Raw genomic sequence first — 14819 nt, 5'->3', positions numbered from 1 at the left:
CCCGCATCGAGCCCACCGGCCGCGGCCGGTTTGGGCGCACACTCTTGATGGCCACCTGCCGGCCTTTTGCAGAATCGCATGACCGAATTCAACGACACTCAACAGCAGCTCACGAAATTCCGCCTGCGCGTCGCGGCGGCGGGCCTGTTCGTGTTCATCTGCTTCGGGCTGATCGGCTTCCGCTTTCTGTTCCTGCAGGTCTGGCACTACAGCAAATACTCGCTGCAGGCCGATGAGAACCGCATCTCCGTCGCGCCGATCGTGCCGAACCGCGGCATCATCACCGACCGCAACGGCGTCGTGCTCGCGAAGAACTACTCGGCGTACACGCTCGAAATCACGCCGTCGAAGTTGAACGACACGCTCGAGAACGTGATCGACAACCTCGCCACGGTCGTGTCGATCGATGCGCGCGACCGCCGCCGCTTCAAGAAGCTGCAGGAAGACTCGAAGAACTTCGAAAGTCTGCCGATCCGCACCCGCCTGACCGACGACGAAGTCGCGCGCTTCACCGCGCAACGCTTCCGCTTCCCCGGCGTCGAAGTGCGCGCGCGGTTGTTCCGCCAATACCCGCTCGGGCCGACCGCCGCTCACGTGATCGGCTACATCGGGCGGATTTCGCAGCGCGACCAGGACCGCATCGACGACGCGAGCGATCAGAACGACAGCGATCCGGACCATTACGATCCGCGTCTGGACGCGAACAACTACAAGGGCACCGATTACATCGGCAAGATCGGCGTCGAGCAGAGCTACGAGACCGAGCTGCACGGCCAGACCGGTTTCGAGGAAGTCGAGGTGACGGCGGGCGGCCGCCCTGTGCGCACGCTGTCGCGCACTCAGGCGACGCCGGGCAACAACCTGATGCTGTCGCTCGACATCGGTCTGCAGCAGGTTGCCGAGCAGGCGTTCGCGGGACACCGCGGCGCACTCGTCGCGATCGAGCCGTCCACCGGCGACGTGCTCGCGTTCGTCTCGGCGCCGAGCTTCGATCCGAACTCCTTCGTCGACGGCATCGACCAGCAGACCTGGGACGAGTTGAACAACTCGCCCGACCATCCGCTCTTGAACCGGCCGCTGCACGGCACCTATCCGCCGGGCTCGACCTACAAGCCGTTCATGGCGCTCGCCGCGCTGACGCTGCATAAGCGCACGCCGAGCTGGGGTTTTCAGGATCCGGGCTACTACACGTTCGGCGGCCACACGTTCCGTAACGACGTGCGCTCGGGCCAAGGCTGGGTCGACATGAACCGCGCGATCGTCGTGTCGAACGACACGTACTTCTACATGCTCGCGCACGATCTCGGCGTCAACAACATCGCGAACTTCATGAAGCCTTGGGGCTTTGGGCAGATCACCGGCATCGACATCACGGGCGAGGCGAAGGGCATCCTGCCGTCGACCGACTGGAAGCGCCACGCGTACCGCCGCCCCGAGCAGCAGAAGTGGTACGAAGGCGAGACGGTCAGCCTCGGCATCGGCCAGGGCTACAACTCGTTCACGATCCTGCAACTCGCGCATGCCACCGCGACGCTCGCGAACAACGGCGTCGTGATGAAACCGCACCTCGTGCGCGACATCGAAAATCCGATCACGAAGGACACCCGGCCGGTCGTGCGCGATCCGAGCGACAAGATCAATGTCAGGCAGCAGGACATCGACTTCATCAAGCGCGCGATGGAAGGCGTCGTGACGAACGGCACGGCGGCCAAGGTGTTTGCGGGCGCACCGTACCAGGCGGCCGGCAAGACCGGTACCGCGCAGGTGTACTCGCTGCAGGGAGCGAATTACAAGGGTCACGCGATCCCCGAAAATCTGCGCGATCACGCGCTGTTCATCGCGTTCGCGCCGGTCGAGCAACCGAAGATCGCGCTCGCGCTGATCGTCGAAAACGGCGGCTGGGGCGCGGAATCGGCCGGTCCGATCGCGCGCAAGGTGCTCGACTACTATCTGGTCGGCAGGAACAAACCAGGGGCGGAGGAAGCGGCCGTCACGGCGGCGGCATCGGCCACGCCGGAAGCATCCGCGCCGCAGGTCGGCGACACGCCGGCATCGCATGACAGTGCTCAGCCGCTCAAGATTGCGGCGGGCTTTACGGCACTGCCGATACCTGGAGCGCCGCCCGCGACGGCTGCCGCGGCGGCTTCGGGAGCATCGACGGCGGTGGCGGCTTCGGGCGCGAATGGCGCGACCGGCGCGTCTGCGTCGGAGGCCGCGTCGGCTGGCGCGTCGGCAACGTCGCCGGCCAGCGCGCCGAAGCTCGCTTCCGCTACCGCAGCCCGCGCTGCGTCGGCAGCCAAGCCCGCTTCGGCGTCGGCCGCTGCCAAGAAGTCCGCGTCGCGTTCGCCCGACGCTCCGCACAAACCCCGTCCGGCGAGCACGCCGGCGCCGACGGTCGCAGCGCCCTCGCGCGAGGACAGCGTCCAGGACGCGTCGCCGCGCCAGCCGGCCGCCGGCGGCATCGACGAATAAGGAGAAAGGCATGCAATTCGACAAGCGCGCCTGGCTCGATCGCATCAAACGGATGTTCGTGGGCTTCGACCGTCCGCTCGCACTGATCGTGTTTCTGCTGTTGTGCGTGGGCATCGTCACGCTGTACAGCGCGACTCTCGACATGCCGGGCCGCGTTGAAGACCAGTTGCGCAACATCCTGCTGACCTTCGTGCTGATGTGGGCGCTCGCCAATGTGCCGCCCACTACGCTGATGCGCTTCGCGGTCCCGCTTTACACCTTCGGGATCGCGTTACTGGTCGCGGTCGCCATGTTCGGCCTCACGCGCAAGGGCGCGAAGCGTTGGATCAACGTCGGCGTGGTGATCCAGCCGTCGGAAATCCTGAAGATCGCGACCCCGCTGATGCTCGCCTGGTACTTCCAGCGCCGCGAAGGGGTGATGCGCTGGTACGACTATCTGGTCGGCTTCGTGATCCTGATCGTGCCGGTCGGCCTGATCGCGAAGCAGCCTGACCTCGGCACGGCCGTGCTCGTGTTCGCGGCCGGTTTGTTCGTGATTTATTTCGCGGGACTGAGCTTCAAGCTGATCGTGCCGGTGCTGATTGCAGCCGTGATCGCGGTGGGGTCGATCGCGGCGTTCCAGGACAAGATCTGTCAGCCCGAAGTGCAGTGGCCGCTGATGCACGACTACCAGAAGCACCGTATCTGCACGCTGCTCGATCCGACCTCGGACCCGCTCGGCAAAGGCTTCCACACGATTCAGGCGGTGATCGCGATCGGTTCGGGCGGCCCGCTCGGCAAGGGTTGGCTGAAGGGCACCCAGGCGCATCTGGAGTTCATCCCCGAGAAACACACCGACTTCATCTTCGCGGTGTTTTCGGAAGAGTTCGGTTTGGCGGGCGGGATCGTGCTGCTCACGCTGTACATGCTATTGATCGCGCGCGGGCTGTTTATCGCGGCCAATGGGGCGACCTTGTTCGGGCGACTATTGGCGGGCTCCTTGACGATGGCGTTCTTTACCTACGCGTTCGTCAATATCGGCATGGTGAGCGGGATTCTGCCGGTGGTCGGCGTGCCATTGCCGTTCATGAGTTACGGCGGCACCGCGCTGACTACCTTGGGCGTCGCGATCGGGCTGATCATGAGCGTCGCGCGACAGAAGCGGTTGATGCAGAGCTAACCACGTCCAGCAACACGCTGCGATCGGAAATGCAGAAAGGGCGCTCCTCGCGAGCGCCCTTTTGCGTTACTGCGGTTTCACTTCCTTCTGATCGCGCAACTGCGCGCTCAACTGCTGGTACTTCAGGCGCGCCGCGGGATCGCCCTGCGCCGCCGCGGCCGCGTAATACGCACGCGCCACATTCAGATTCCGGTCGACGCCATCGCCGCCGCGCTCATAGAACGAGCCCGTCACGTACTGCGCGGTCATGTCGCCGCCCTGCGCCGCTTTCTTGTACCAGACGAACGCCTGCCGGTTGTCGCGCTCGGTGCCTCGTCCGTCGAGGAACTGGTTCGCGAGCGCAAGCTCCGCTTGGACGTGCCCTTGCGCCGCCGCCTTCATGAACCAGCGATGCGCCTCCACCGGATCGCGCTCGACGAACTCGCCATCGTCGTACATCTTGCCGTACACGTATTGCGCGTGCGACATGTTCGCGTCGGCGGCCTTGCGCAGCCACTTCTTGCCTTCGTCGACGTTGACCGGCGTGCCCTCGCCATTGAGCAGCATCATCGCGTAGTTGAATTCGGCGAGCCGGCTGCCGCGCTCGGCGGCCTGACGGAATTCGTTCAGCGCGGCGCCGAGATTGCCGGCGTTGTAGTCGGCCACCGCGGATTGCGTCTGCGGATCCTCCGACTTCGCGACGCGGTCCTGCGCGTACGCGGCGTCCCACGCGCCACTCACGAGCAGCGCCGCCGCGACCGTCAGGTGCGCGCTCACCCGTACCATCATTCGCGCAGCGACGCCCTGCACTCTGCCGTTCATGACCTCACCTCCTGCAATGCCTGACGCGTCGCGCGCAACATCCAGATCACGTCGGCGGCCAGCGCGACGAAGCGAAAACCGGCGTCGCGATGCTGCCGCGCGCTCGCCGCATCCATCGCGAAAATGCCGGCGGCAATGCCCGCCTTGTCCGCTGCGCTGACGATCCGCGCCATCGCCGCCTGCACGTCCGCGTGCTTCGCGTCGCCGAGATGACCGAGGCTCGCGGCCAGATCGGCCGGCCCGACGAACAGGCAATCGACACCCGGCGTCGCCGCGATCTGCTCGACCTCCTGCAAGCCACGCGCCGATTCGATCTGCACGATCGTCGCGATCTGCGCGTTGGCCGTTTGCACGTAATCGCGCCGCATGCCGTAGCCTGCCGCGCGCACGACGCCAGCGACGCCGCGCAAGCCGTCGAGCGCCTCGGCGGTCGGATATTGGGTGAGTCGCACGGCGCGTGCCGCGTCGTCGGCTGATTCGATGTTCGGGAACATCAGCGTGCGGGCGCCAGCGTCGAGCACGCGCTTGACGAGCCAAGGCTCGCTCGCCGGCACGCGCACCACCGGTTCGCTCGGCAGATGGGCGGCGGCGATTGCGCGCAATTGCGACTCGACGCCGCCGCTGTCGTTGGGGGCGTGCTCCATGTCGATCAGCAGCCAGTCGAAGCCGGCGTGCGCCAGCGCTTCGGCCGCGGCCTCGCTGCCGAGCGACAGCCACAGCCCGAACAGCGGCGTGTTGTCCTTCAGACGTTGTTTGAGGGAGTTGGTGAAGGTGCTCATCGGCTGGCCTCGCGCAGGTGTGTAACGCGAAGCGGGGCCAGATAGCGAATCAGGCAGGCAGCGGGGCGCGGAAGGCCTCGATGCCTGCTGTGACGCAATGCGGGGACCGGCATGTCTCGCTCCGTGTGGTTGTCGGAACGATCATACCGTGACAATAACGCGAGGGCTTGCTCGCGCGGCGGGGCGTGGACCGAGGTGGGGAGCTAGTCGCGGACCACGTCGGCCCAGCAGTTCGGCGTCTCGTACAGACGCACTTTATGCAGCCGCAGGTTCACGCCGTAGTGCGCGTCGTACACGTTCGCGAGGATGTCGAACGCAATCGCGGCGAGATTTTCGACCGTGGGAATGCGATCGATCACGACGGTCTTGTGACCCGCCATGCTGTCGAGGAAGCCACGCACCTGAGTATCGCCTTCGAAGACGAGAAACGCGTGGTCCCACCTGTCGACCAGGTGTTCGTTTGCGAGCGACTTCACGTCGGCGAAGTCCATGACCATGCCGCGATCGGGCGCGCCTTCGGTGTCGACGAGATCGCCTTGCAGCGTGATTTCGAGCACGTAGCGATGGCCGTGCAGATTACGGCATTGGCTGCGGTGATCGGGAATGCGGTGGCCCGCGTCGAATTCGAGTTTTCGGGTAATCGTCAGCACGGCAAATCAGGGAATGTTCAGATACTTGTGAGTCTGCATCGACAGGCGCCACTGCGGATGACGTTTGCACCAGTCGATCGCGAGCTTCGTGTTGATGTCGCGCGACGGACCGTCCATCGGCTGGACGAGGAAATACTCGAAGTCGAGCTTCGCATAGTCGGCGAGACGCTGGTTGTCCTGCGGAATCACGACTTTCAGTTCGTTGCCCTTCGTCACGACGAGCGGCGCGTCGGCCTTCGGGCTCACGCAGATCCAGTCGATCGTGTCGAGCACCGGCAGCGAACCGTTGGTCTCGATCGCGATCTCGAAACCGGCCGCGTGCAGCGCATCGACAAGCGGCTGATCGAGTTGCAGCATCGGCTCGCCGCCGGTGCACACGACGAAACGCTCGCCCTCGCCTTGCGGCCACTGCGACGCGATCATCGCGACGAGTTCGTCAGGCGTGCGGTACTTGCCACCGTTCTCGCCGTCGGTGCCGACGAAATCGGTATCGCAGAAACGGCAGACGGCTTCCGCGCGATCCTCTTCGCGGCCAGACCACAGATTGCAGCCCGCGAAGCGGCAGAACACGGCCGGTCGCCCGGCATTCGCGCCCTCGCCCTGCAACGTGTAGAAGATTTCCTTGACCACGTACGTCATGCTGCTTTCTGTCCTGTGTTCCTGAATCAATGATGGGCGCTTTCGCGCGAACCGTCACACCGGCTCGGTGACTTTTTCGCCGGCGAGATACGCTTCATAGCCACGTTTGCGCAACCGGCATGCCGGGCATTCGCCGCAGCCGAAGCCCCACGAGTGCAACTCGGCGCGTTCGCCGACGTAGCAGGTATGCGTCTCGACGCGCACCAGTTCAACCAGTTCGTCGCCGCCGAGCTCGTGCGCGAGACGCCACGTGTCGGCCTTGTCGAGCCACATCAGCGGCGTCTCCAGCGCGAAGCGCGTGTCCATGCCGAGGTTCAGCGCGACCTGCAGCGCTTTCATCGTGTCGTCGCGGCAATCGGGGTAGCCCGAGAAATCCGTCTCGCACATCCCGCCGACCAGCACCTGCAAACCGCGCCGATACGCAATGGCCGCCGCGATCGTCATGAACATCAGATTGCGGCCCGGCACGAACGTGTTCGGCAAACCATTGCTCGTGGCCTGAATCTCGATCTCGCGCGTCATCGCGGTGTCGCTGATCGCGCCGAGCAGCGACAGGTCGATCATGTGATCGTCACCGAGACGATCGGCCCACGCCGGAAACGCGCGCGTGATGGCCTGACGGAACCCCTCGCGGCACTCGAGCTCGACGCGATGCCGCTGACCATAATCGAAGCCGAGCGTTTCGACCGTATCGTAACGATCGAGCGCCCACGCGAGACACGTGGCGGAATCCTGGCCGCCGGAAAACAGCACGAGCGCGCTACGCTTAGCGTCTTTGCGGATCACCGTGATACTCCGTGAATGAGAGTGCCACGTCGCGCCGCGCGAGGTGCGCTCACACTACGCGGCGCGACGTGTGCCGGCACTGTGCCGGCCCAAAGCAGTATAGGTCGCGCGTTGCGCGTGAAAGTGGCTGGGCGCTTATACCGCCGATCGTCGGGCGAAGGATTGGGTGCTTCGGTATGCGATGCGCTCGGCACCGCATTCGCGCGTTGCGCCACCGCGTGCGACGCCTGCATGCAAGTCCTTGAACTGGCGCGATTTTATCACGCGACACCGAATGTCACCGGCGCCCGCGTCCCGCCCGCGCGGCTCGAACTGCATGGCGAGCCGAAATAACGTCTTGCCCGCCAAACGGAAAAGCCCCAGGAATCTTGCGATTTCCTGGGGCTAAATCCTGGTGGCCTGGGGCGGAATCGAACCACCGACACGCGGATTTTCAATCCGCTGCTCTACCAACTGAGCTACCGGGCCAACGAAGAACGAAACTATATCAAGCGATCCGCTGTTCAGCAAGCCCTTTCATAAAAAATCTTGCCGGGCCGCGTTTGCATGCAACACGTGGCGCTCACTCTCCCTTGTTCTTGCCGAGATCGACGCCGAGTTGCTTCAGCTTGCGATAAAGATGCGTGCGCTCGAGACCCGTCTTCTCCGCGACGCGCGTCATGCTGCCGTTCTCGCGCGCGAGGTGATACTCGAAGTACGCGCGTTCGAACGCATCGCGCGCGTCACGCAGCGGAATGTCGAACGAGATCGATGCGGTTTGCGCGGCGAGCGCGCCGCCGCTGACGCCATCGGCCGACAGCATCGGCAACGCGGCCGCCGATGCAACCGACGATGCGCTGACCGGCAACGCCGGCTTCGCCGCCACGCCACCAGGCACCGCCGCAGCATTGCCGCGCGCGAGTCCCTGCTCGACCGCCTTCAGCAGCTTCTGCAACGCGATCGGCTTTTCGAGGAAGTTGAGCGCACCGATTTTGGTGGCTTCGACCGCGGTGTCGATCGTCGCGTGGCCCGACATCATGATGACGGGCATCGTCAGTTGACCTTGCGCGGCCCATTCCTTGAGCAAGGTCACGCCGTCGGTGTCGGGCATCCAGATGTCGAGCAACACCAGGTCCGGCGTCTGACGCAGACGGAACTCGCGCGCTTCCTGCGCATTCTCAGCGGCCTCCACGACGTGACCCTCGTCGCTCAGGATCTCCGAGAGCAATTCCCGGATGCCCATTTCATCATCTACCACCAGGATGGTTGCCATTTACGCTGCCCTTGTCTGCACTGTTGCTTTTGTCGTTCCATGCGACGCACCGCCGTGCGCCGGATGCGCACCCGAACCAGGTGCACCCGACTGCGCGGGATCGTCCGCCAGTTGAAGGAAGAGGATCGAAATCTGCGCGCCTTCGATCAAGTCGCCAGCCTTCATGCGATTGCGAATGTCGATGCGCGCGCCATGTTCGTCGACGATCTTCTTGACCATCGCAAGTCCCAGACCCGTACCCTTGGCCTTGGTCGTCACGTACGGCTCGAACGCGCGCGTGAGGATACGCGCGGGAAAGCCTGGTCCGTTATCCGACACGGTCAGACGTACCGCGACGCGTGCCTTGCCTTGCGCGTCGGGGTCTCCGTATTCTACTGTCCTCGTCTCGAGCAAAACACGCGGATGCGCGACTTCGGCGACCGCGTCCTGCGCGTTCTGCAGCAGGTTGTGGATCACCTGACGCAATTGCGTCGCGTCGCCGCGTATCGCGGGCAAGGACGCGAGCTCGATCTGGATCGCACTCTTGCCTTCCTCGATACCGTACAGCGTGAGCACTTCGCTGACCAGATCGTTCAACTGAAGATGCGCGAGCACCGCGGGCGGCGTGCGCGCGTAGTCGCGGAAATTGTCGACCATCTGCTTCATCGCGGCGACCTGATTGACGATCGTCGTCGCGCCACGCTTCAACACGTCGGCATCCGACGGCGCGAGCTTGTCGGCGAGTTTCATCTGCAAACGCTCGGCCGACAGTTGAATCGGCGTGAGCGGATTCTTGATCTCGTGCGCGAGGCGCCGCGCGACTTCACCCCATGCGATCGAACGCTGCGCGGAGATCACGTCGGAGATGTCGTCGAACACGATCACGTAGCCCGAGGTCTGCACGTCTTCGACATCGCGCTCGGTCGCCGCGACGAGACGCGCGCCGCGCACGAGCAACGTGAGCGGCTCGGTTTCGCCGGACACCGGCACCGAGAACTGCTGCTGCCAGTGACCGTTGTCGTCATGGCCATCTTCGCTCGCGGCTTCCCGGTCGGCGAAAGCCTTGCGCACCATCGCACCGAAATCGCCGAGCACGCCGATCTGATCGAGCGCCGAACCGAGCGCCGTCTGGAACGGTTGACGGAAAATCCGCTCGGCGCCGCGATTCGCGGTGGTCAGCCGGAACTGCCGGTCGAACACGAACACGCCCGCGGTCAGGTTCGCGAGGATGCTCTCGAGATACGCCTTCGAATGCTCCAGCGCGATACGATTTTTCTCGACCGCCCCGCGCGCTTCCGAGAGCTGCCGCGTCATCGCATTGAACGACTGCGTGAGGAAGCCGAGTTCGTCGCGCGACTTGATTTCGCGCTTCGGCGTGTAGTCGCCTTCGGTAATTTCCTTCGTGCCCTGCGCGAGCAGGAACAGCGGCCGCGCGAGCTGATTGCCGAGCGCGAGCGCGAGCATCATCGCGATGAAGGTCGCGAGAAACAGCGACAGCGTCAGCGTGCCGATGTACATCTTGCGCAGACCGGTGCGCCCGAGCGCTTTCTCCTGATACTCGCGATACGCGCGCTGCACCGCATCGGCGTTGCGCGCAAGTGTCGTCGACACCGGCTGCGTCAGTTGCAGGAAGCGCTCGGCCGGCTGCAACAACGACGCGTTCGAATCGGGAATCCGCTGCACGACGCGCAGACGCAGCGCGCCCTTGCCGCCGTGCGCGTTGGGATCGCCGTCCACTTCGCCTTCGATTGCCGCATAGCCGTGGCCGCGCGCCTGCTCGATCATCAGCGGAGTCGGCAGATCGCTCGGCAGCAGCATCGCGTAGTTGCCGGACGCCTGCGCGACCACGTGCATGTCCGGATTCGCGCCCGACATGCTGCGGGTCGGCTCGACGATCGTCGCATCCTGCACGCCGAACTGGTCACGCAGACGCAGCAGCGTCAGCGTGGTGCCAGCGGCATCCGCGCTCGCGAGCTGCTCGGACATCAAACGCGCCTTCGTCTGCAGATCGGACAGCGACGCATCGAGCATGCCGCGCCCGAGATTGAGGCCGGACGCAAGCGCGGTCTCGACGTTCACGTCGAACCACGACTCGATGCTGCGCGACACGAACTGATACGACACGATGTAGATGATGCCGCCCGGCACCACGCCGACGAGCGCCATGAAGAACGCGAGCTTCGCGAGTAGCCGTGTGCCGAACTTGCCCTTGCGTAATCGCACGATGATGATGACGACGAGCGACACCACCACCAGCAGAAAGATCATCGCGACCGCGACGTTGGCCGCGTACAGCCACTGGTAATAGCGGTCGAAGAACTCGGTGTTCGCGCTCGCGGCCGCGAGCAGCACGAGCAGCAGCACGGCGGTCACCGCGACCGTCGACACCAGCACGCGCACGACGATGCTGCTGACACTGGTTTGAGATGAGCGGACTCTATTTAGCACGATCGGCCGCCGTGAAGGTGAAGCGCTTCCAGTCGGAGGCGAGGTTCCAGTCGCGGTTGTTCACCGCATCGATCTGGAACGGCTTGGGCATCAGCCCGATATCGAGCGCCATGCGCACCGACGCGTTATAGGTTTCGCCGACACGCACCTGATTGCGGTCGATCACGTGCCACGACGTCACGTGCTTGATGACCGCGAGCGCATCCTTGAGCGTGGAAAAGCCGAGCTGCAGGCCGCCCGACTGTACGCTCGAGACGCGGTATTCGCGCGTGAGCGGCTGGAACGACAACCGCAAGCTTTGCGACACGCTGACCGGCTGTTCATCGAACCAATACCAGCGCGGCCGGCTCAGTTCGAAATCCGTCGTGAAATAGAGCGGAATGCCTTTGTTCACGGCGTCTTCGAGATTGCTGTTCAGCTCGAATTCGAAATGCGCGTCGAGACTCCAGCCGCCGTTATCGGCCTGCAGCGACGCCCGCTGCACCGCGATCGAGTCAGCGTGTGCCGCGCCCGGCGCTGCAAGCCAGACGGCCAGCGCGATCCAGAGCACGGCAGCGAGCCGAAGCGGGAAGAAGCGTTTGATGGTCACCGTTTCTGAAAGCGCGCGTAGAAGAATCCGTCGTGGTCTGAGTTCGTGCCGGCGCTGAGTTCAGCGGGTTGTCCGGCATGTGAACCGGCCGATGGGTCGGCGGGCGCGCGGACAACTGAGGGTAGAAGCTGCCCCGGCGCGTCCAATCGTACCGCATCCTGATGCTGGTCTCCAAACCACTGTGCCTGCAACTCGCCCTCTTCGGGGAAGATCGAACACGTAACGTAAAGCAACTCGCCGCCTGGTTTTACGAGCGGCCACAGCGCGTCGAGAATCCGGCGCTGTTCGGCGACGAGCGCGGCGATATCGGACTGGCGACGCAGCCAGCGGATATCCGGATGACGCCGCACGATGCCCGACGCCGAGCACGGCACATCGGCGAGAATGCGGTCGAATGGCTGATCGAGGTCGTCGTGCCATTGCGCGGGGTTGCCCGCGTCGCCGATGCGCACTTCCGCGTCGAGCTTCAGACGCCGGAGATTTTCACCGATGCGGCGCGCGCGCGAGGCATCGCTTTCGAGCGCGACGAGCTGAATGTTGGCGAGTTCGAGCAGATGGCCAGTCTTGCCACCGGGGGCCGCGCACGCGTCGAGCACGCGCATGCCGTCGCGCACGCCGAGCAGTTGCGCGGCGAGTTGCGCGCCGGCGTCCTGCACCGACACGACACCCTCGCCGAAGCCCGGAATGCGCTCGACCGGCATCGGCGTAGCGAGCGTGACCGCGTGCTCGCCAGCCTTGCTCGCGGCGATCTGCTGGCGTTGCAGCACTTGCAGATAGGCGTCGACCGTCGAATGGCGCGCGTTCACGCGCAACGTCAACGGACCTTGTGTGTTGCCGGCGGCCAGCACCGATTGCCACGCCTCGGGCCACGCGCGCTTGACCGCGTCGATCCACCAGCCCGGATAGTTCCAGCGCGCCACCTCGTCGGCTTGCACGGCGGCGAGCAACACGTCGCGCTCGCGCAGGAAGTTGCGCAGCACCGCGTTGACGAGCCCCTTGGCGAACGCGAACTCGCGGCGCGCGCCGATCGCCTTGACCGCCTGGTCTACGACCGTAAACGGCGTGTAGGCGGCGTTCGTTTCGTCCTCGACGAGCAGCGCCAGCGCGCACGCGAGCACATGCGCGACGTGCGGCGCGGGCGCTTTCTTCACGAGCCTCGCGATCAGCCACTCGGCGGTCGCGAGACGCCGCATCGTGCGATACGCGACGTCCTGCACCGCGCCGCGCGCCGCCGCGGCGTTACCCTCGGGCACCGCCACGAAGACGCTTTGCAGGGCCGCGGGCAAAGCCGCGCCGAGACGCACGGCGCCGACGGCCTGGGCCGCGCAGTCGAGCACGAACCCGAGCGATTCGGGCGACAGATGCAGCGCCGACAAACGGGATTCGCGCGTGCGCGCCGACGAAGAAGCAGAACGCGAAGAAGGCTTTGAAGTCATGAAGGGAGCAAGGGCAAGCCGCACGGTGCGCGGCTCAATCAGCGCACATTGTAGCGTGGCGCCGGTGGGGCGCCGCCGTGCGTAGGGTGCGGCGGCTGATGCTGTCGCCGAGTGGCGACGGAGGGTGCGAAAAAAAGCGGGCCTCGTGGGCCCGCCTTCCGGTATTTGAGTTCTGGTGCGCCGAGCGAGGCGGCACCTCAGTCGAAGCGCCCGGTACGCGCCATTTCCATCAGGCGCGCGATGCGCTCCTCGGTCGCCGGGTGCGTGGAGAACAGATTCGCGATACCGCCGCCCGACAGCGGATTCATGATCATCATCTGCGCGGTGGCCGGATGCGCCTCGGCAGTCGGGAACGGAATGCCGCTCGCATAGCGATGAATCTTGTCGAGCGCCGAGGCAAGCGCCTGCGGATCGCCCGAAATCTGCGCGCCGCCACGGTCCGCTTCGAATTCGCGTGCACGCGAAATCGCCATCTGGATCAGCGCGCCGGCAATCGGCGCGAGCAGCGCAACCGCGATGCTCGCGATCGGATTCGCGGGACGGCCGTTTTCGTCGCGGCCGCCGAAGAACATCGCGAAGTTCGCCAATGCGGAAATCGCACCGGCCATCGTCGCCGAAATCGTCGAGATCAGAATGTCGCGATGCTTCACGTGGGCGAGTTCGTGCGCCATCACCCCGCGCATTTCGCGCTCGGACAGCACGCGCAGAATGCCGGTGGTCGCCGCGACCGCTGCGTGCTCCGGATTGCGGCCGGTGGCGAACGCGTTCGGCGCGTCTTCGTTGATCAGATAGACGCGCGGCATCGGCAGATTCGCGCGGGTGGCGAGTTCGCGCACCATCCGATAGAACTGCGGCGCACTGTTTTCGTCGACTTCCTGCGCGTTGTACATGCGCAGGACCATCTTGTCGGAGAACCAGTACGAGAAGAAATTCATCCCAAGGGCGATCACCAGCGCGAGCATCATGCCGCGCGACCCGCCGATCATCCCGCCGATCACGATGAAAAGGGCCGTGATCCCGGCCATCAACATCGCGGTTTTAACCCAGTTAAACATGTCTGCTACTCCTTGCCCCGAGCGTGGCCGTCATCTCCGCGCCGCGCGATTGCGGCGCCAGATTGTAAGCGAAATGTTAGATATGGGCGGTGCGGGAAAATTCAATCATCGCGAGGCGGTCGCGAGTTTGATGCCCAAACCGACGAAGGCGCTGCCGACGCCGCGATCGAGCCAGCGCTTGACCGCCGGTTTGCCCGAGAAACGTTGCGTGACGCTGCCCGCGATCCAGGCGACGAAGCTGTTCCAGACCATGCTCATCAGCACGAAGACCGCGCCGAGCGTGAGGAAGGCGAAGGTCTTGTGCTCGCTACCGGTGGCGACGAACTGCGGGAAAAACGACACGAAGAACAGCACGACCTTCGGATTCAGCACGTTGGTCCAGAAGCCTTGCAGGAAAAGCTGCCGCAGCGACTTCGGCGCGGACGACCCGCGTGTTTCGCCGGCGGGCGCATCCGGCGCCGGCTTCGCGAAGATGAGGCGCACGCCCAGATACATCAGATAAATGGCACCAACAAATTTAACGACGGTGAACGCCGTGGCCGAGGTGGCCAGCAGAGCGGTCAGGCCGAACGCGCAGGCGAGCGAGTGGATGCAGCAGCCGGCCGAAATGCCGAGCGCCGACATCAACCCCGCACCGCGCCCCTGGGCGACGCTGCGTCCGACGATATACGCGGTATCCGGCCCTGGCGTGATGTTGAGGAGAAAAACCGCGACGATGAAAAACTCGAAATGGACGATGCCGAACATGTGATGAACTCTCGAAACCTGACCTGC

The 14819-nt window shown here is 64.7% G+C and carries 13 protein-coding genes and 1 tRNA gene; 2 read left to right on the top strand and 12 right to left on the bottom strand.

The genetic code is table 11. The features are described from left to right. Positions 1-78: 78 nt before the first annotated feature. Both mrdA and rodA read left to right on the top strand, forming a co-directional pair. Positions 79-2472, top strand: coding sequence for a penicillin-binding protein 2 (gene mrdA, locus CI15_RS06675; RefSeq protein WP_062125431.1), 2394 nt, complete (start codon positions 79-81; stop codon positions 2470-2472). A gap of 10 nt (positions 2473-2482) precedes the next feature. Next, positions 2483-3631, top strand: coding sequence for a rod shape-determining protein RodA (gene rodA, locus CI15_RS06670; protein WP_062125429.1), 1149 nt, complete (start codon positions 2483-2485; stop codon positions 3629-3631). A 66-nt stretch (positions 3632-3697) separates the two neighbouring features. Here the strand turns inward: rodA and CI15_RS06665 are convergent, their stop codons facing one another. From CI15_RS06665 to CI15_RS06610, 12 genes are all read right to left on the bottom strand, one after another. Next, complete coding sequence (locus CI15_RS06665; RefSeq protein ID WP_062125427.1) at positions 3698-4432, bottom strand: tetratricopeptide repeat protein; 735 nt, start codon at positions 4430-4432, stop codon at positions 3698-3700. After that, the gene (locus tag CI15_RS06660; RefSeq protein ID WP_062125426.1) at positions 4429-5211 is read right to left on the bottom strand and encodes an HpcH/HpaI aldolase family protein; all 783 of its coding nucleotides are present in this window, start codon (positions 5209-5211) and stop codon (positions 4429-4431) included. The genes CI15_RS06665 and CI15_RS06660 overlap by 4 nt, the downstream gene beginning before the upstream one ends. 203 nt (positions 5212-5414) lie before the next feature. Further along, positions 5415-5858 carry a 6-carboxytetrahydropterin synthase QueD gene (gene queD, locus CI15_RS06655; RefSeq protein WP_153041082.1) on the bottom strand — a complete coding sequence of 148 codons (444 nt, stop codon included), beginning with the start codon at positions 5856-5858 and terminating at the stop codon, positions 5415-5417. 9 nt (positions 5859-5867) lie between these two features. After that, a complete protein-coding gene (queE, locus tag CI15_RS06650; RefSeq protein ID WP_062125422.1) occupies positions 5868-6500 on the bottom strand; it encodes a 7-carboxy-7-deazaguanine synthase in 633 nt (210 codons plus the stop codon). Between the two features lie 54 nt (positions 6501-6554). Continuing rightward, positions 6555-7286 carry a 7-cyano-7-deazaguanine synthase QueC gene (gene queC / locus CI15_RS06645; RefSeq protein ID WP_062125420.1) on the bottom strand — a complete coding sequence of 244 codons (732 nt, stop codon included), beginning with the start codon at positions 7284-7286 and terminating at the stop codon, positions 6555-6557. A 392-nt stretch (positions 7287-7678) separates the two neighbouring features. Beyond that, positions 7679-7754, bottom strand: a tRNA-Phe gene (locus CI15_RS06640). Positions 7755-7848: 94 nt separating this feature from the next. Then, positions 7849-8538: a response regulator transcription factor EsaR gene (gene esaR / locus CI15_RS06635; RefSeq protein WP_062125418.1), complete on the bottom strand. Its 690-nt coding sequence runs from the start codon at positions 8536-8538 to the stop codon at positions 7849-7851. Next, positions 8539-10965, bottom strand: a complete 2427-nt coding sequence (locus CI15_RS06630; RefSeq protein ID WP_062125416.1) for a sensor histidine kinase — start codon at positions 10963-10965, stop codon at positions 8539-8541. Then, positions 10955-11554 (bottom strand): DUF4390 domain-containing protein, encoded by a 600-nt coding sequence (locus CI15_RS06625; protein ID WP_062125413.1) that lies wholly within the window; start codon positions 11552-11554, stop codon positions 10955-10957. The genes CI15_RS06630 and CI15_RS06625 overlap by 11 nt, the downstream gene beginning before the upstream one ends. Continuing rightward, positions 11551-12990 carry a 16S rRNA (cytosine(967)-C(5))-methyltransferase RsmB gene (gene rsmB / locus CI15_RS06620; protein ID WP_062125411.1) on the bottom strand — a complete coding sequence of 480 codons (1440 nt, stop codon included), beginning with the start codon at positions 12988-12990 and terminating at the stop codon, positions 11551-11553. The genes CI15_RS06625 and rsmB overlap by 4 nt, the downstream gene beginning before the upstream one ends. A gap of 197 nt (positions 12991-13187) precedes the next feature. After that, entirely contained in the window at positions 13188-14045 is an 858-nt protein-coding gene (gene htpX / locus CI15_RS06615; protein ID WP_062125409.1) for a zinc metalloprotease HtpX, read from the bottom strand. Between the two features lie 105 nt (positions 14046-14150). Then, on the bottom strand, positions 14151-14792 hold the full coding sequence (locus tag CI15_RS06610; RefSeq protein ID WP_062125407.1) for a LysE family translocator: 642 nt from the start codon (positions 14790-14792) through the stop codon (positions 14151-14153). Positions 14793-14819 lie beyond the last annotated feature (27 nt).

Source organism: Paraburkholderia monticola (assembly GCF_001580545.1).
GTDB lineage: Bacteria > Pseudomonadota > Gammaproteobacteria > Burkholderiales > Burkholderiaceae > Paraburkholderia > Paraburkholderia monticola.
This window is presented reverse-complemented; position numbering and strand designations above follow the sequence as displayed.